Annotated in this window: 1 protein-coding gene and 1 pseudogene; both read right to left on the bottom strand. The window is 46.6% G+C overall.

Annotated elements, in window-relative coordinates; translation table 11 throughout:
• Window positions 1-438: 50S ribosomal protein L1 (gene rplA / locus AB4653_RS02520; protein ID WP_372103261.1), on the bottom strand; the 438-nt coding region annotated here is incomplete at its 3' end.
• 4 nt (window positions 439-442) lie between these two features.
• Window positions 443-522, bottom strand: a pseudogene (rplK, locus tag AB4653_RS29115) (50S ribosomal protein L11); the annotation flags it as partial.

The following is a 522-nucleotide window of genomic DNA, read 5'->3' as shown; positions in this document are numbered from 1 at the left end:
AGTTACAGTACCAACTTTAGGGTTTGGCATAAGGCCGCGTGGACCTAGGATTGTACCTAGTTGACCAACAACACGCATTGCATCAGGAGAAGCAACAACAACGTCGAAGTTCATTTCGCCTTTTTTCACTTGCTCAGCAAGATCTTCCATACCAACGATATCTGCGCCAGCTGCTTTAGCTGCTTCTGCGTTTGCACCTTGAGTGAACACAGCAACGCGGATGTCACGGCCAGTACCGTGAGGTAGCACAGTTGCGCCACGTACGTTTTGGTCAGATTTACGAGCATCGATGCCTAGGTTAACAGCAACATCTACAGACTCAACGAATTTAGCAGTAGCTAGTTCTTTAAGAAGAGCAACAGCTTCGTTGATTTCGTATTCTTTAGTTACTTCAACTTTGTCGCGGATTACGCGCATACGCTTAGTAAGTTTTGCCATGATCTTATCCCTCTACCACTAGGCCCATTGAACGAGCAGTACCAGCAATAGAACGCTTCATTGCTTCGATGTCAGCACCAGTCA

The organism is Vibrio sp. 10N.222.48.A3 (assembly GCF_041475345.1).
Classification (GTDB): Bacteria; Pseudomonadota; Gammaproteobacteria; order Enterobacterales; family Vibrionaceae; genus Vibrio; species Vibrio tasmaniensis_A.
The sequence above is the reverse complement of the archived record's forward strand: the minus strand, read 5'-3'. Positions and strand labels throughout refer to the sequence as shown.